Annotated in this window: 12 protein-coding genes; 4 read left to right on the top strand and 8 right to left on the bottom strand. The window is 31.4% G+C overall.

Going from position 1 to position 17511, the window contains the following annotated elements; all coding sequences use genetic code 11:
* Positions 1 to 16: 16 nt before the first annotated feature.
* From AC6EI2_RS01760 to rpmG, 3 genes are read right to left on the bottom strand one after another with little or no spacing between them, the layout of a single operon-like run.
* Complete coding sequence (locus AC6EI2_RS01760; RefSeq protein ID WP_498462714.1) at positions 17 to 1303, bottom strand: ribonuclease catalytic domain-containing protein; 1287 nt, start codon at positions 1301 to 1303, stop codon at positions 17 to 19.
* A 23-nt stretch (positions 1304 to 1326) separates the two neighbouring features.
* On the bottom strand, positions 1327 to 1548 hold the full coding sequence (gene rpsR / locus AC6EI2_RS01755; RefSeq protein ID WP_011293874.1) for a 30S ribosomal protein S18: 222 nt from the start codon (positions 1546 to 1548) through the stop codon (positions 1327 to 1329).
* A 27-nt stretch (positions 1549 to 1575) separates the two neighbouring features.
* A complete protein-coding gene (rpmG, locus tag AC6EI2_RS01750; protein ID WP_498462713.1) occupies positions 1576 to 1773 on the bottom strand; it encodes a 50S ribosomal protein L33 in 198 nt (65 codons plus the stop codon).
* A gap of 116 nt (positions 1774 to 1889) precedes the next feature.
* On the opposite strand from rpmG, the gene pheT reads away from it, so the two are divergent.
* Positions 1890 to 4364 carry a phenylalanine--tRNA ligase subunit beta gene (gene pheT / locus AC6EI2_RS01745; RefSeq protein WP_498462712.1) on the top strand — a complete coding sequence of 825 codons (2475 nt, stop codon included), beginning with the start codon at positions 1890 to 1892 and terminating at the stop codon, positions 4362 to 4364.
* A gap of 1056 nt (positions 4365 to 5420) precedes the next feature.
* On the opposite strand, the gene AC6EI2_RS01740 is transcribed toward pheT, so the two are convergent.
* Positions 5421 to 6458 carry a molecular chaperone DnaJ gene (locus AC6EI2_RS01740; protein ID WP_498462711.1) on the bottom strand — a complete coding sequence of 346 codons (1038 nt, stop codon included), beginning with the start codon at positions 6456 to 6458 and terminating at the stop codon, positions 5421 to 5423.
* Between the two features lie 183 nt (positions 6459 to 6641).
* On the opposite strand from AC6EI2_RS01740, the gene AC6EI2_RS01735 reads away from it, so the two are divergent.
* Complete coding sequence (locus AC6EI2_RS01735) at positions 6642 to 6821, top strand: hypothetical protein (RefSeq protein ID WP_498462710.1); 180 nt, start codon at positions 6642 to 6644, stop codon at positions 6819 to 6821.
* A 16-nt stretch (positions 6822 to 6837) separates the two neighbouring features.
* On the opposite strand, the gene AC6EI2_RS01730 is transcribed toward AC6EI2_RS01735, so the two are convergent.
* Positions 6838 to 7677, bottom strand: coding sequence for an ATP adenylyltransferase family protein (locus AC6EI2_RS01730; RefSeq protein ID WP_498462709.1), 840 nt, complete (start codon positions 7675 to 7677; stop codon positions 6838 to 6840).
* Between the two features lie 510 nt (positions 7678 to 8187).
* Between AC6EI2_RS01730 and AC6EI2_RS01725 the strand changes: the two genes are divergently transcribed.
* Positions 8188 to 8415, top strand: a complete 228-nt coding sequence (locus AC6EI2_RS01725) for a DUF8667 family protein (protein ID WP_269625503.1) — start codon at positions 8188 to 8190, stop codon at positions 8413 to 8415.
* Positions 8416 to 8458: 43 nt separating this feature from the next.
* On the opposite strand, the gene metH is transcribed toward AC6EI2_RS01725, so the two are convergent.
* Together metH and AC6EI2_RS01715 are read right to left on the bottom strand one after the other, a co-directional pair.
* Positions 8459 to 12007, bottom strand: a complete 3549-nt coding sequence (gene metH, locus AC6EI2_RS01720) for a methionine synthase (RefSeq protein ID WP_498462708.1) — start codon at positions 12005 to 12007, stop codon at positions 8459 to 8461.
* A 68-nt stretch (positions 12008 to 12075) separates the two neighbouring features.
* Entirely contained in the window at positions 12076 to 12990 is a 915-nt protein-coding gene (locus AC6EI2_RS01715) for a branched-chain amino acid transaminase (RefSeq protein WP_498462707.1), read from the bottom strand.
* 72 nt (positions 12991 to 13062) lie between these two features.
* Between AC6EI2_RS01715 and cobN the strand changes: the two genes are divergently transcribed.
* Positions 13063 to 16836, top strand: coding sequence for a cobaltochelatase subunit CobN (gene cobN, locus AC6EI2_RS01710; RefSeq protein ID WP_498462706.1), 3774 nt, complete (start codon positions 13063 to 13065; stop codon positions 16834 to 16836).
* Between the two features lie 5 nt (positions 16837 to 16841).
* On the opposite strand, the gene AC6EI2_RS01705 is transcribed toward cobN, so the two are convergent.
* On the bottom strand, positions 16842 to 17501 hold the full coding sequence (locus AC6EI2_RS01705; protein ID WP_498462705.1) for a PHP domain-containing protein: 660 nt from the start codon (positions 17499 to 17501) through the stop codon (positions 16842 to 16844).
* Positions 17502 to 17511: the final 10 nt, after the last annotated feature.

The raw sequence follows: 17511 nt of genomic DNA, 5'->3' as shown, positions 1-17511 counted from the left end.
CACTTATGATGAACTCTTATTTGGATAATGAAATTAATTTAAAAAATATTATATCATTATTATTATTATTGAACATATTTTCAACCTTAAAGCATTCGCCGATATTTAAATTTTTTTTTGATTTTAGATTACATATAGTAGAGAAATGATAGTCTTCAAAGTATAAAATACATATGTTTTTATATCTATTAATCCAATTTAATAATATCACATTATGTTCCTTAATAGAGTTATTGTCGAACCATCTTTTTAGCCAATATTTTTGATCTTCTCTAAATCTCATAATATTTTCTCTTCCTTGATTATTAATCCTATGTATAATTTGTTCAATATCCTCTTTAGGTATAAGATCTTTATTATTGAGATATCTATTCAATTGATAGTTAACTAACAAGTCAGCATATCTTCTAATCGGTGAGGTTGCATGAATGTAGGATTTAAGTCCTAAACTTGCGTGAGGCATTGGATTTATTGAATAATATGACTTACCCATTGTTTTCTTAAGTACAAAATTGTATAAAACTTTATTATCAGAATAATGATTATTATCTTTTGAAAATTTATCTATACGTTGTTGGACTCTATATGGAACAGGAATATTATTTACCTTAGTAAAATTTGAAATAAGATTTCCATACAAGATCATTGATTCACTTATTAATTGTCTCGATAACGTTGGATCTATTATCTTAAGGAAGGGCTTGTTATCTTCTACAATAATCTTTCCATATGATTCTAATATTTCCGTAGCACCTGAATTCTGTCTCCAAGATTTTCTTCTTTGTAAAATATGAGAGATAATACTCAAATCTTCTTCTTCTTTTGGCGCATAATCTATTAATTCATCAGCTTCAGAATAATTTAATTTGAAGTCTACTCTGATAATACTCTGGACTATTTCTGTAGATACAATACTACCATCTTCATTAAAAATAACACCTAAACTTAGTGATGCTCTCTTCTCTTTATCACAAAGACTAAACACATCATTTATTAAAATTTGAGGAAGCATATAATAAGTATTAGTTGATAAATAAACAGTTGAAAAAAGCTTCCTTGCCTTCTTATCAATAGCTGACTGATATTCAAAATATGAACTAGGGGAAGCGATGTGGATCCATAACTTATGTTGATAAGATATTCTCTCTAAAGAAATAGCATCATCTATTTCAGAAGTTTGAGGATCATCTATTGAATATGTTTTAAGATATGTAAGATCTTTAATTGAAGTATTTAAATTATTTGTTTGTTCAAATCTGAAAATTATATTTTTAACTTCATTATCTATTATTTTGTTGCACATTCTATTATTAATAGAATATTAACTTATCCTTCAGGATTAACAAAGGGTAGTAAGGCAATAATTCGTGCTCTTTTAACTGCTGTTGTTAAATCTCTTTGTTGCTTAGCTGTTAAACCAGTAAGTCTTCTAGGTAATATTTTTCCTCTGTCTGTAATAAATTTTTTTAATAATTCTACGTCTTTATAGTCAATAGGATCTCCTGGCTTTATGGGAGAGAGCTTTTGTTTGAATAATGAATTAGTCATTTTTAATGTGTGTATAAAAAGAAATGATTATTTGATTTCTCTGTGAATGGTCATTTTATTTAATTCAGGACAGAATTTTTTAAGTTCCAATCTATCTGTAGTGTTCCTACGATTTTTTTCTGTGGTGTATCTAGATACTCCGGCAGAACGCTTTTCTGAGCTAGGTACAGATCTAGACTCAGTACATTCTAAAGTGACCACTATTCTGGTGCCTTTTTTAGCCATATAAACTTAGCTCAGCTTTGGTGAGTCTAGGGGACAAAGTACAATCTTACTAGGCTAAGCACCCTTTTTTATAAATTCATTCGAGCACCTATGTTTAACTCCTGTCAGAGCAAGTCATGAAGGTATCAGTTTCTTGGCTAAAAGATCTTGTTGAATTTAACAATGATATTGATGAATTGGCTGAAAAGCTTTCAATGACAGGCTTTGAAGTTGAATCATTAGAAGACTTATCAGCCCAAGCGAAGAATGTTGTTATTGGTTATGTTGAAGAAATCACACCACATCCAAATGCCGAAAAGCTCAAAGTTTGTTCAGTAGATGTTGGTTTACCCAAAAAGTTAAGTATTGTTTGTGGTGCACCAAACGTAAAAGTGGGATATCACGTGCTTGTGGCGAAGGTTGGAGCCTATTTATCTTCAAAGTCATTAAACATAAAATTATCTAATTTACGTGGGGTAGAAAGCGCAGGAATGATTTGTTCATTGGATGAATTAGGGATTGAAAGTAGTAATGAAGGTATAGAAATTCTTGAAGAAAGTAAAACAAATATCCCCCCAATTGGTACTAATGCTGTCGATTATCTTGGTTTGAATGACACCATTATTGAATTAGCTATAACTGCTAACAGACCTGATGGTATGTCTATGGCTGGTATAGCAAGAGAAATATCAACTATAACAAATTCAAAATTAACATTACCAACTTTAAATTTCAATAAAGAGTTTGAAAAATTTGAGCCACAAATAAGAGAAAAAGAAACAATAGGATCAGACTTTATTTACTCACTTACGTATATAGATAATATAGACAATACTGGAATAATAAATAAATCTATATCTAATAAATTAAATTCATTAAGACAAAATTGTATAAACCCTGTTGTAGACATAACAAATTTTTTAATGCTCGAGCAAGGCCAGCCACTACATGCATTTGATGCAGATCTATTAGATAATATAGTTGGTAGAATAGTTATGCAAGATGATTTTGGTATTAGAAATGGTAGAGAAGGCGAATCATTTATTGCACTCGATAAAAAAGAATATAAATTAAATGAAAATATAAAGATAATTACATGTTGTGATATACCAATTGCAATAGCTGGGGTTATCGGAGGAAACAACAGTTCCGTAAGTGCTAAAACCACTAGAGTTTGGTTGGAGGCAGCTGTATTTACTCCCATATCAGTTAGGAATAGTAGTAGAGAAATAGGGCTCAGAACAGATGCAAGTAGTAGATACGAAAAGGGGATATCACCTAACATGACAATTGCTGTTTCACTTAGAGCTTGTGATCTTATTTCATTAGAATTAGGTGGTAATGTTAAATCGAGTTATGTCAATAATGAATTTATTAGAAAAGATATTAGTCTCAATCTTAGAATAGACAAAATAAACAAAGTTCTAGGTAAATTGAGATACATAGATAATAATGAATTAGATAAAAGTTCTAATACATTCCGTTATCTTAATAAGGATGATATTGAGCCTCTCCTAACAAAACTTGGCTGCCTAATTACGACAACCTCTAGTGGCTGGGATGTTCAGATTCCTCCTTACAGATCATCTGATTTAACTAGAGAAATCGATTTAATAGAAGAGATAGCAAGACTTATTGGGTATGATAATTTTGATTCGAATATGCCAGATCCTCTTGAGCCAGGAGTTTTAAAACCTGCAAATTTGGTTGAAAGACGCTTACGAAATTCATTTATCCACAATGGTTTTCAAGAAGTAGTGACTTCATCACTTGTTGGTCCTGATAACACTGATAAAAATACTGTAATAATAAAAAATCCATTACTATCAGAGACTAGTAGATTAAGAACAAATGTATGGGATGAACATCTTAAAATTCTTCAGAGAAATGTATCGTTTGGTGCTGAAGGTTGTTGGATCTTTGAAATAGCAAAGACATACAAAAAAGAAAACGAAAACTTTATAGAAACAAATTTACTAGCAGGTTCATTAACTGGTAATAAACGAGTCAGTAAGTGGGGCAAAGCATCAAAAAAAATATGTTTAGATTATTTTGAAGCAAGAGGAAAACTTAAACAATCTCTTGAAGTTCTAGGAATTGAAACTGTTGACAAGAAACTTGCGGACAAAGATTTCATGCATCCGGGAAGAACATCAGAATTGTTTGTTGAGGGTAAAAGTATCGGCTTCTTTGGACAAATTCACCCTTCTCTCTCTGATAAATTTGATGTAATTAAAGAAACCTACTTATTTAATCTGGACTTTGATTCTTTAATTAAAGCAGCAACAAGGAAAACAAATTGGACAAGAATTTATAAGGATTACCCCACTGTTCCTTTTATGGAGAGAGATATTGCACTTATTCACTCAAAAAAATATAGCTCATTAGAAATAATTAATCTAATAAAGAAATCTGGAAGACCGCTCTTAGAGAAAGTTGAATTGATAGACCGCTACGAGGGATCTTCAATTCCCGAGGATTCAGTTAGCCAGGCTTTTAGAATAAAATACAGAGATCCTAAGAAAACTCTAATAGAGGAGGATATAAATCCAATACACGAAAAAATAAGAACCGCTCTTAAAGAAAAAATAAACGCGGAACTCAGGAGCTAGTCTCGTCAGTCCAATTATGATCTTACAAATAGTCCAGCGGTGAGACTAATAAGAGACAATTTAGACTTGGCTTGTTCAGCGAAACATCAATTATTTCTATTACCTATTTGTCAAGAAGGAAGTCATCTTTTGATTAAAAACATTCAGCAAACCCTAAAGGCTCAAGGGTTAGCTCGAGGCTAATTCAAAAAACAAATATTTAACTCTTACAAATCTCATAAAAGAATCATACTAGGACTCACATAGAGTCTCATCAATGACTTGCGAGAGGGGTATCGTTCGACGGCGCAACTTAGTTCTCCACTCACCTGAAATCTATAGCGATTTATTATTATAATCATGCATAACTGTCTATTAAGCAGTTATGCATGATTGCAAAACCTGTCATGCCAATGCTATTTAAACAACAAAATCCAAATGGACAGATTATGGACATTTTAAGACAATAAAGACATCAAGAATGGATGAAAACTGCTTCTCAAGAACGCAGAACATTGTTGCATTTTAAAATGTACTAAATGATGTTTAGTACTCTTGATTTGTTTTTTGCACAAAAGAAGGAGTAAATAATTGATGCGCGCGATTCAAATATCCAAAAACTTGATTCAGAAATAAAAAATACAACTCAGGAGTCTATTATGTCTTGCGTGAGTCACATACCTAGACTATAGATAAGTCCAACATGAGACTCCTTGGAATTAATTTTTGTATAAATCTTTTATTAGTTGATAAGACTCCTTTAATTTTCTAATGTTTCGTTTGATCCTCCAGCATCAGGGTAATTGGAGATAAAAAAATGAAATCCAAAAGTCTACAAAGTCTTACACAAGTCGCTTTATTAGACCAGGCTTTAGACCAATACGAGACTCCTTGGAATCAATTTTTGTATAAATCTTTTAGTAGTTGATAAGCCTCGTTTAATTTTCTCATGTTTTCGTTTGATCCTCCAGCATCAGGGTAATTGGAGATAAAAAAAATGAAATCCAAAAGTCTACAAAGTCTTACACAAGTCGCTTTATTAGACTAGGCTTTAGACCAATACGAGACTCCTTGGAATCAATTTTTGTATAAATCTTTTAGTAGTTGATAAGCCTCGTTTAATTTTCTCATGTTTTCGTTTGATCCTCCAGCATCAGGGTGATTGGAGAGAGCTTTTTCTTTGTATGCGTCACGGATGAATGAGAGAGTTAGAGATGATCCCGCCTTTGTTGGTAAACCCAGTAACTTCAGAGCACCGTGAACAGTCATGGTTGATTCAAGTGTTTGAAACGAAGTAACATTATGACTTCGTTTGAATTTATTCACAAACCTTCGAATAAGAGTGGGAATTCTATTTCTTAAGTTTTTAGTTGAAAAAGGGTCTTCGAGAGCACCTGCCATGATGACAACATGATCAAAGGTTACTGAATCGATATTCCAATCACGACAATATGAATTAAGCATTTTACAAGCGGCATTCCATGTAAAAGGTATGTTTTCTGTACCATCGACATGGGGCCAGATATCTCTTGCAAGCCAAATCATTGATGCCTCAATAACACTATCAGTCGGTTTTTGCCCATAAAGGTATATCCAATGTTTTTCAGCAGCGTCTTTCGCTTTTATTAAATCATCAATATTAATTGTGGTTATTGAAGTATCTTCCATATTTTTATAAGTTTTATCTTTACTCAAACTTTTTTTCAGGTTTGTCGCTTGCTTTCTGATAAAACCTGGTAATTCAATTCCTGTAGAGACAGTTAGCTTTTGATTAGTTTTTGCATTATTAGTTTTGACATCATTTACAATTACATTTTTTATTTCAATATTTTTATTACCTACTATTACTAATGCTTTTTCTTCCTTTTTCCTATTTTCAATTCCACCTTGATCGCTTATAGAGTCATGAGTATCATTATGAGTTAAATCTAATTGTTCATTTTCAATTATTTCTTCATCTAGATCCTTTGGTAAAATAACTTGTAATAGTCTCTCGAAAACCTGTCCTCTTCTTCTAAATCCCCACTCTTTACGAAGGCGATCGACACCTTCAATAAGATCAATTGGTAAATCAATTGAAATTCTCTTAATATCTTTTCCTTCACCTTCCGTCACAAGAACCTAAAAACTATTTATATATTAATGCTCTTTTTATTTTCAACACACCTTTAGCTTTGAATTTATAAAATCAAAATAATTATGAAATGAATATAATCTTGAATACATTGTTTAAAAACTAGGAAATAGCCACATCGATCAACTCTATTAAGTATTATTTTAAAAAATCAGTAACTTTAGATGGCCTTCTGTACAACCTCCCAAAAATGGAGCGAAAGAAAAAAATTTTTTCAAGAGAGGAAATTAAATTTTTTAGTCTCTGTGAAAGAATCCTATGAAAGAAAACTTGCAGCTATTACTGCATCAATATCAAAGCTGGAAGAACAAATGAATTCAAGCACTCCAGGTATTGAAAGTTAAATTAACTCCAATTTAGTTATTCAATTACATCTTTTAATATTTGCTCTGGACCAAACTTAATAAGTTGATCTACATCAGATCTTTTCGTTCCAAGAAAATATCCAGCAAAACCAAGAGCATTTATACTAAATCCATATGCCCTATCTGTTTTACGCGTTATAAGCGCAATCCACTCTGAAGTAATAATTAAATTATATGGTTTTAAAGGTTTACTATCTAAATCAATATCACCTAAATTCATCTCGTAAATCAAAGATTTATAAGAACTATATAAGTCATTTGAATTTGAAACTGAGTTTTTATTTCTTCGTTTAATTGAAACAGAAGGAGTAATCAAAGATTTTTTATTATTATTACTATTCAATAATGAGCAAAACCAATCGTATCTGGGACAAATACTCTCATTGCTATGTCTGGGTAACAATTGAAAATGTCGATGAGGCTGACTTGCACCAGCTTCCTTACTGCTATTAAAGAACCATAAACCAGTAGTATCATCGTCAACATTTTTTATAGCATCGAAATCATCATTATCAAGCCATCCATTTTGCGGTTTCCATTTATTTGTTATTAACAACATATGTCCAATTTGAACTGGATATTTATTAAGAATTAATGTATGTTTACTATTTATAGATTTAATTTCAAGTCTGGTATCCCAAGGAATAAAAGGGTTTCTTTTTGGACCATATTCAATTAAATACCTTGGAATATTACTTAAAAGAAAACGTAGCTCATAATCACAATATAATTTATTTGTTTTATATTTTTGGGTTTCTAGAGGAATTACAGCCCCAGAATAAACAGCTTTTCTACTAATCTGAAGAGCTTTAGCCCATATAAGTTGGCTCTTCACTTCAAATAGTCCTTTGATAAATAATCTTGTTTAATTATATTATTAATATTCAAAAACATAAAGATTAAATAAAAAGCTTAGTAACTACCCACTAATGATCAATTTCAAAATACTTGAGAAATAACATAAACTTCTTTAAATCAGGTAATTTATGCTTATAAAGGCTTCAAAGGTTTGAAAGCTGGGATTTTATCTGGCTGAATGGTTTGGTGCTCTAGAGACGATTTATGGGCATCTACAGGTCGATTTATTGCTTATAAGATCTTTTTGAAAAATTGTTGTATGAAAGTTTATAAAATCAAATTTCCAAAAACAAAAGAAAAAAGTCATGAATAATGAATTGCTAATTAAATGAGCATAATCCCGAGATCTATTGTACTGGAGTCGTTTTGGGATAAACAAAGAAAATTCAAATTTATCAATTTGCAAAATAGTTTCAGATTATTAGCAAATAAGGTTGACGAAAGCAGGGGGGAAAGAGGTAAAACCTCTTTCAGTAATGTGTCCTCGATGGATTGGGACTTTTCTGAAGACGAAGCTTTTTTGGCTCTTTGCGATGCCTTTCGCGAGAGCGGAGAAACATCTGCCATGGAATTTTTGGCAACAGGTGAAGGTGCTTTTCACTTTCAGGAATTAACTCAAAATGCTGCCGGGGAGGGGATTGATTTGAGTGACTCAGAATCAATGGCTGAGTTTCAGATGGAAGTATTAGAAACTATCGATGAAATGAATAACTAATTTTCTAAATTAGTTAATAAATAGAAGAAAATATCTAAATAATTTAAACACCAAAGTATTTGGCTACTGGATGTAATGCAACAATAGCTGTTGTACTTTGTTCAGGATGGAGTTGCTCACTTTCATCCATAGAGATATTAATTTTTTCAGCATCAAGCCATAACAATTGTTTTCTAGAATCAGAAACTTCAGGACAAGCTGGGTAGCCAAAAGAATAACGACATCCTCGATATTTAAGATCTAAGATATCCTTTATATTATTTGGTTCACAGTCTTTAAATCCACATTCAATCCTAATTACAGAATGTATATATTCAGCAAGCGCTTCCGCTAGCTGGACTGTCAAACCATGAAAGAATAGATAATCTGAGTATGAATCCTGACTAAATAATTTATGGGAATATTCACTAGCTGATTCTCCCATTGTTACAGCTTGCATTGGCAAATAATCTCCAGGCTTATTGTTATTTAAATCATTATAAAAATCTGCTATGCAAAATCTTTTTCCGGATCTTTGCCTAGGTAATAAAAAATTACCCAACAGACTTTGGTGATCTTTATCATATATATTTAAAGAATTACCATCTCTACCACAAGGGAAATACCCATAGACTAGTGAGGGTTTAATAAGCTTTTCATTGATTATTTTATTCATCCAGTAATCCAATTTCGGTTCTGCCTTCTCTAGTAAAAAATTCTTATATTCGGATGAAGACATCTCCTTGGAACGTTTCATTTGCCATTGGCCTGCAAATAAAGCATTACGATCTAGGAAATTATAAACCTTAGTTATATCTATATCTTTTTCTAATAAAAACTTTGGGCCTATGAATGGTGGTTTAATAGGATCTATTTGAGGAATATTTTTTGATCTTGATTTATCTTCAATAGGATTTTCTTTTAATTTATTGATATTAATTTCTTGATGAGTATTTTTATTTTTATAATTACCAATAGTAATCCCCTCGGGAGCACCTTCTTTAAAACCTGAGAAATTATCCCAATTATTTAATTCCTTTGCCTTCATATATGAATCCATAAATTTTAAATCTGTAAAAGCATCTTTACCGTAAATAACTTTCCCTTTATAAACTCCTGCACAATCTTGATTAACAAATTTTGGAGTCAGTGCTGCTCCTCCAAGAATAATAGGAACAGATATATCTTCTTCATTTAATGCTTTAAGATTATCTTTCATAAATGCAGTGGATTTAACTAGTAGTCCACTCATGGCAATACAATCAGCGTTATGCTCTTTCTGAGCATTAATTATTGAATTGACTTCTTGCTTAATTCCTAAATTAATAACTTCATAACCGTTATTAGATAAAATTATATCTACTAGATTTTTACCAATATCATGAACATCACCCTTAACTGTAGCGATAATAAATTTTCCTTTTGATTGATTAACCTCAGATTTATCCATAAAATCCTCTAAATATGAAACAGCAAATTTCATTGTTTCCGCAGATTGGAGAACAAAGGGTAATTGCATTTGACCCGACCCAAATAATTCACCAACTACTTTCATACCATCCAATAAATATTCATTAATTATTATCAAAGGTTTATATTTCTTTAATGCGAAATCAAGATTTGAATGTAAATTAGTTTTTTCACCATCAATAATATGATTCTTTAGTTTTTCTTCTATTGGTAATTTAATATCATCATTATTTGTACTTTTATTTAAAAGTGTCTTTGAATCATCGAAATAACTAGTTAAGGTTGTTAAAGGATCATATGTGCATACTTTATTTTCAAATATTCTTCTATCATAAATAAGATCCATACAGATTTTTATCTCTTCTTCACTTATTTTGTTTAGAGGTAAAATCTTGGACGGAGAAACAATTGCAGAATCAAGACCGGCCTTAATTGCTTCATTAAGAAAGATAGAATTAAGAACAATTCTTGCACTAGAAGATAAACCAAAACTTACATTTGAAATTCCAAGGATTAAATGAACTTCTGGATATTTATCTTTTATTAACTTAATTGCATTTATAGTTTCTAAACCATTCTTTCTATCTTCTTCTAATCCAGTTGAGATAGGTAATGCTAACGGATCATAAAAAAGTTCATAAGATTTTAATCCAGAATCAGTCGCATCCTTATAGGCTCTTGTTGCTATTTCTGCTTTTTTATCAGCAGATCTAGCCATTCCATCTTCGTCAATTGTTCCAATTACGACCGCTGAACCGTATCTTTTAGCAAGATCAATTACTTTATAGAATCTATCTGGTCCATCCTCATAATTAGTAGAATTTAAAATACATTTTCCGCCAGCATGCTTTAACCCACTCTCCATTTTTTCGTAATCTGTTGAATCAAGCATTAAAGGCAAATTAATATTATTAACAAGTCTTTTGACTAACATAGACATATCTTCGATCCCATTTCTTCCAACAAAATCTACATTTACATCTAAAACATGAGCATTTTCCTTTAGTTGAGATTTTGCTATTCCAACAAGTCCGTCCCAATCCTCATCGTTTAGTAGTTCTCTTACTTTTTTAGATCCACTAGCATTTAATCTCTCACCTACGATCAAGAAAGAGTTATCTTGCTTATAGGGAATAGACTCATATATTGATGATGCAGCTGGAATTATAGATCTTTCTTTTGAAAGAGAATCCAATCTTTGCTCAGAAGATAAAAGCTCTTTAGATAAATCTGAAAGTTGCTTAATATGTTCTGGTCTGGTTCCACAACAACCTCCAATTAGTTGAACTCCTAAATCATTAATAAAATGACTAAGTTGGAACTTAAGTTCCATTGGAGTTAATCGATAATGAGCCTTACCACCAACATTCTCTGGAAGTCCTGCATTTGGTATACAACTTATATGAAATGGTGAATGTTGCGATAAATATTTAATATGATCTTTCATTTCTTCCGGGCCAGTTGCACAATTAAGGCCCAAAATATCAATGTTAAATGGCTCCAGTATTGTTGTAATAGAAGAAATATCACTACCAATAAGCATCTGGCCGGTGGTCTCCATGGTTACCGACACCATTAATGGAATTTTCTTTCCAGAACCAATAGCTTCATTTACGCTTTGCAGAGCAGCCTTGATTTGAAGGACATCTTGGCAAGTTTCAATAATAAAAAGATCAATTCCACCTTCAATTAGTGCTTTAGCTTGCTCAAGATAAGAATTTTTTAGCTCTTCAAAACTGATATGACCTAGGGTTGGTAGCTTGGTTGTTGGTCCAATAGATCCAGCTACAAATCGTGGCTTTTCATCTGATTGATATTTATTTGCAACATTCCTTGCTATTTGTGCTGCTTTTAAATTGATCTCATAAGCTTTATTACCAATTCCATATTCATCTAGAACAATTGAAGTAGCACCAAATGTATTTGTTTCGATTACATCACAACCTGCATTTAAAAATGATTCATGTACTTTTTCTACGCTGGAGACTGATGTCAGTACAAGGTTTTCATTACAACCTTCTAATGAAGCTCCGCCATAGTCTTCTGCATTAAGTTGTTGATCTTGCAGAGACGTGCCTGTAGCGCCATCAAAGACTAATATCGGTCTCTTTTCAGAGTTGAGATAACCTAAAAAATCAGTCATAAATTATATATTTAACTTATTAGAATGAAAATCATCAATTTAAATAAGTTATATTATATTATCTTATTTTAATCTATATGTACACGTTTGACCCAATTTTCATATTCAGGAACTAAACCTTCTGTAATTTTAGTCAACTTCGTTCTTAATGAATTCATTATTGGCATCTCTTTGCTCATTGTTGTAGTTTCAATCATTTTTATAGGGGTAATTTTTGCCGCCGTTCCTGTAAGGAATACTTCATCAGATATAAACAATTCTGTTTTATCTACTGGTCTTTCAATAACTTTTAAACCATCATTTTTTGCCAGTTCTATAACACTTGAACGAGTTATTCCTTCAAGAATATCTTGATCAACACCAGGTGTAATTAATTCACCATTACGTACTATAAAAATGTTCATGCCACTTGCCTCACTGATTTTTCCTTGACTATTTAATAATAGTGCTTCATCAAATCCACTTTTTACTGCTTCAGTTTTAGCTAAGGAGCTAGTGATATAAGCTCCACTAATTTTACCTCTTAATGGAAGTGAGTTGTCTTGCTGACGAGTCCAGCTACTAACGCGACAAGTAACCCCATCTGGTGACAGATAATCACCTAGTTCTATTCCATAAATAAAGAAATTAGTTTCTATATTATGTAACCTTGGTGCAATTCCTAAGTCACTAGTATATACAAATGGTCTGATGTAAACAGGTTGAGTCGGTTTGTTTCTAACAAGAAAAGTTTCAAGAGACTTTAATACAAAACCCTCATCTAATTCAGTCATCAAAAATCTAGCACTTTGACATAATCTTTTTGCGTGTTTGTCTGCTCTAAATAATAAAAATGATTTACTATTTTTTGGATCAGGAATAGCCCGCATTCCTCCAAAAGCTGCAGTTCCATAATGAAGTGCATGAGTAGCTATAGATAGCTTCGCCTCTTCAAATGGTATACATTGCCCTTCAAACCAAGCAAATGGAAGAAAATTATGCATTATTAGTTCCAGCTAAGATGAAAACAATCAGCATTTCAGATTTTTACTGCTCTTAGTACACATAATAAATGAATGCATAGAATTTCCACCCTTCCTGGGAATGAACCTCAAGAAGAAAATACATTTATCGATCAGCCATCAGCTCCAGTTGTCTTCCTAACTAGCGCTACATCTGATATAACCTGTTTATCTACTGTATTAAAGCTCCCTGACAATAATAAGTGGAAAAATAAAATAAAAGCATTACCAATAGCTTATTTATCATCAAATGCATCAATTGATCATTATATAACTAATACATGTAATACAACTGAAATTATTCTTGTTAGATTTTTAGGGTCAAGATCATACTGGTCTTATGGCTTTGAACAATTAGGTTTATGGCAATTAGAGAAACCAAATAGACATCTGATAGTAGTCTCTGGAATTGAAAGTACAGCAAATGATGTTCAAGAAATTAGTAGCCTAAATCAAGAGAAAGTTGATTTAATTCAAACACTTTTAAATCAAGGAGGTATAAAAAACTATAATTATATGCTTCAAACCATAGAGAAAATAATTAATTTTAAAGAAATTAATTTAAATTCAGATTTAATTGAATATCATCAAGAGTTAATAAAATGGAAATGGAAAAATAATGGTAATCCATCTATTGCCGTATTTCTCTATAAATCACTCTTACAATCGGGTAATACAGAGTTAGCTGATAAAATAAATTATATAGCTAATAAATATAACTTAAATGCCAAAATAATATGGATTACAAGCTTTAAATCTAAAAATATAGAGAATCAAATAATAAGTTTATTAGAGAAAGAGAACATAAAAGCAATAATAACTACAACCTCATTTTCATCAGTTGAATATAAGCATGATGATGTGAAGAAAAACTTGTGGGATAGATTAGATATACCTGTATATCAATTACTAATATCTAGCTCATCTATAACTGAGTGGAAAGAATCTACAGTAGGTCTTAACCCCATTGACTTATCAATTCAAGTTGTTTTACCAGAAGTTGATGGTCGAATATGTACAATTCCAGTTGCATTTAAAAACCTTGCTTATACAGATAATGAATTATCAATTGCTGTATATAAAACAGAGCCATATGATAAACATATTGAATGGTGCATAAAATATATAAAAAATCTAACTTATCTACAACAAACGAATAATTCAAATAAAAAGATAGCTCTCGTGATAGCAAACTACCCAGTAAAAGACTCAAGAATTGCGAATGGAGTTGGTTTAGATACACCCGAAAGCCTATTAAATATTTTGAACTGGCTTAAAGACGAGGGATATAATCTAGGAAAGGAAGATATTCCTGATAATAGTAAAGAATTAATTAACCTTCTATTAAGTCATAGGACAAATTCTGAAGAGACAATCTCAAATGAACCTCAATCATATTTAAATATTCAAGATTATTTAAATTATTGGACAGATCTCAACTCTAACGTTAAAGAAAAAATATCAAATCGATGGGGAGACCCACTTGATTCATTTCAATTAGAAAAGTCTGGATTTCCTATTAATGGAATAAACTTTGGAAATATAACAATTTTAATTCAGTCAAATAGGGGTTATGAGAGCGATAATTTATCTGATTTACACTCGCCCGACTTACCTCCTACACATAAATATATTGCACAATATTGTTGGCTATATAATACATTTAAAGCGAATGCAATTGTACATCTGGGTAAGCATGGAAGTTTGGAATGGTTACCAGGAAAAGGGGTTGGTTTAGGTCATAATTGTTTCCCATTTATTCTTTGTCCTCCTATTCCAAATATATATCCATTTATTGTAAATGATCCTGGCGAAGGCTCCCAAGCAAAAAGGAGAACACATGCAATCATTATAGATCATTTAACCCCACCACTATCTCATGCCGGTAGTTTTAATGACCTACTAATAATTGAAAATTTAATTGATGAATATTATGAATCTAAATTAATTAACGATAATAGAAATGAATTATTAGAAAAAAAGATACTAGATCTTTTAATTAAAAATTCATGGCCAGGCATTGAATCAAATAAATTAAAAGCAGAAAAAGATGTATTAAATATACAAGATCTAATAGATAATGCAGAGAGTTATTTATGTGAAATTAAGAATTCTCAGATAAGAACTGGTCTTCATGTGTTTGGAGTTAATCAGAGTATAGATAAATTATTAGAATTAACACTCACAATTTCTAATGTACCTACAGGAAAAATTCTCGGTCTTACACAAGGTTTAGCAGAAGATTTAGGTTTTACGTTCGACCCTTGGAGTGACGAAGAGGGTAAAAACTTGAACCAAGTTGACATTGATTTATTTAAAGAATATACAGATATTAATGCTAGGAAAGTCGGTAAAGTAGTTGAATGGTTGAATGATATCGGTAAATATATAATAGAGTTTCATTGTTTTAAAATACTTAATTACAAGATTAAATCAAACAAGAAGATAAAACTTAATAGTAAAATTTTAAATTACCTAGATCTTGAAAAACCTAATATTTTTATAAATCATTTACAAAATAATATTTTACCCAAACTATTAAATAGTTCAGTTAACGAAAAAATAAATTTTCTCGAGGCTTTAGACGGTAAAAGAATTTCTAGCGGTCCTTCTGGGGCGCCTACAAGAGGGAAATTAGAAGTTTTACCCACAGGCAAGAATTTCTTTTCTGTTGATATAAGAGCAATACCAACTGAAACAGCTTGGGACTTAGGCAAAAGAAGTGCTGAACAAATAATGGAACTTTACCTACAAGAAAATGGTGAACACCTTTCACACCTTGCTATTTCAATTTGGGGTACTTCAACAATGAGAAATGGTGGAGAAGATATTTGTCAGCTTTTTGCTCTCATGGGTTTAAGACCAATATGGGACGGAACTTTGAGAAGAGTAGTTGACGTTGAGGTCATTCCCCTCAGTGTATTGAACAGACCAAGAGTAGACGTAACATTAAGAATTTCTGGTTTATTCAGGGATGCATTTCCACAGATAATTGAATTGATTCGAAGAGGTCAAAATCTTATTGGAAATTTAGAAGAATCCTCTTCTAATAATCCACTTGCTGAGTCATATAGAAATGGAAATACAAAATCAAGAATATATGGATCTGCCCCCGGATCATACGGAGCAGGATTACAAGAAATAATCAATAGTGGATCTTGGGAGAATCAATCAGAACTCGCTGAAGCTTTTATCGAATGGAGTAAATGGAGATATGAAGGTTCAAATAAAATCATAAAAGACAAAGATGGATTAGAAAGTAATTTATCAAAAGTAAAAGTAGTACTACATAGTCAGGACAATAGAGAACACGATATACTTGATTCAGATGATTACTATCAATTTCAGGGTGGGTTAATTTCCGCGATTAAAAAAACTAGTGGAACAAATCCTCAAGCCTATTTTGCGGATAATTCAAGGTATCAACGGCCAAGAATTCACAAACTCTCAAAAGAAATTGATAAAGTCGTTCGTAGCAGATTATTAAACCCTAAATGGATAGAGGGGATTAAGAAACATGGATATAAAGGAGCTTTTGAAATGTCAGCTAGCCTTGACTATTTATTCTCTTATGATGCAACAACAAACTTAGTTCCTAATTGGTGTTATCAATCTATAGTGAATAATTGGTTAATGAATAATAATACGAAAAATTTTATTAGTGAAAACAATCCTTGGGCCTTAAGAGATATCGCTGAAAGATTACTAGAGGCCTCTAACAGAAAACTTTGGACAAACGCAACTATTGAAGAAATATCATCTATAAAAAAAATTCTATCAAATATAGATAGTAAAATTGAAACCTATTCGTCTAGTAATAATTTATAAATTATTTAACGCCTAAGAAGAGATAGTCCGTGGCTATCGGTACCACAAGTTGATAATAATGAATAGGAGTTTGCACAATCAAATATTTTATCGCAGACAAATTCCGATGGGATCCAATTATGTGCTCTTTCGTAGTTATACCATGTTTCAACACCATCAAAATTTAGTTTTGATGCTTCGTTAATCAGTAGATCAAATGGAAGCCGATATCTAGCAGGATGAGCTAACACAGCAATTCCATTAGCTTTATGAATCGAATCAACTACAGTCGAAGCTAATAATTCATTTCCAATAGCAGACTTATGGTCAACATAAGGTAATAAGTATTTTGATTTATGATCAAAACCAAGACCTAAAACATGAACTAAACACCCCCTTAACAGACAAGTAATTTCAATTCCAGTCCAAAGTTTAGGGAAATTAGATCCACCTTTATTTATAGAATCGTTAGTTTTACTTAATTCAATATATGCATCAACTGAATGATGATCTGTAATTGCATAATGATCAATATTTAGTTCAATTGCTTGTTTATAAATTTCTATAGCAGTTAAGCTTCCATCACTATATGTTGAATGCAAATGAAAGTTAATTGACTTTGGACAACTATATTTAGTAATTGATTTAATTATTTTAATTAACTTATGATTATCAAAATTAGACATATTAACTAAA

Source organism: Prochlorococcus sp. MIT2302 (genome assembly GCF_059772385.1).
The sequence above is the reverse complement of the archived record's forward strand: the minus strand, read 5'-3'. Positions and strand labels throughout refer to the sequence as shown.

Excerpts from the sequence above, each read along its gene's own strand:
- AC6EI2_RS01735 (WP_498462710.1), top strand. The coding sequence starts at position 6,642 with ATGGCCTTCTGTACAACCTCCCAAAAATGGAGCGAAAGAAAAAAATTT.
- AC6EI2_RS01705 (WP_498462705.1), bottom strand. The coding sequence starts at position 17,501 with ATGTCTAATTTTGATAATCATAAGTTAATTAAAATAATTAAATCAATT.
- AC6EI2_RS01725 (WP_269625503.1), top strand. The coding sequence starts at position 8,188 with ATGGATTGGGACTTTTCTGAAGACGAAGCTTTTTTGGCTCTTTGCGAT.
- rpmG (WP_498462713.1), bottom strand. The coding sequence starts at position 1,773 with ATGGCTAAAAAAGGCACCAGAATAGTGGTCACTTTAGAATGTACTGAG.
- AC6EI2_RS01760 (WP_498462714.1), bottom strand. The coding sequence starts at position 1,303 with ATGTGCAACAAAATAATAGATAATGAAGTTAAAAATATAATTTTCAGA.
- pheT (WP_498462712.1), top strand. The coding sequence starts at position 1,890 with ATGAAGGTATCAGTTTCTTGGCTAAAAGATCTTGTTGAATTTAACAAT.
- rpsR (WP_011293874.1), bottom strand. The coding sequence starts at position 1,548 with ATGACTAATTCATTATTCAAACAAAAGCTCTCTCCCATAAAGCCAGGA.
- cobN (WP_498462706.1), top strand. The coding sequence starts at position 13,063 with ATGCATAGAATTTCCACCCTTCCTGGGAATGAACCTCAAGAAGAAAAT.
- metH (WP_498462708.1), bottom strand. The coding sequence starts at position 12,007 with ATGACTGATTTTTTAGGTTATCTCAACTCTGAAAAGAGACCGATATTA.
- AC6EI2_RS01715 (WP_498462707.1), bottom strand. The coding sequence starts at position 12,990 with ATGCATAATTTTCTTCCATTTGCTTGGTTTGAAGGGCAATGTATACCA.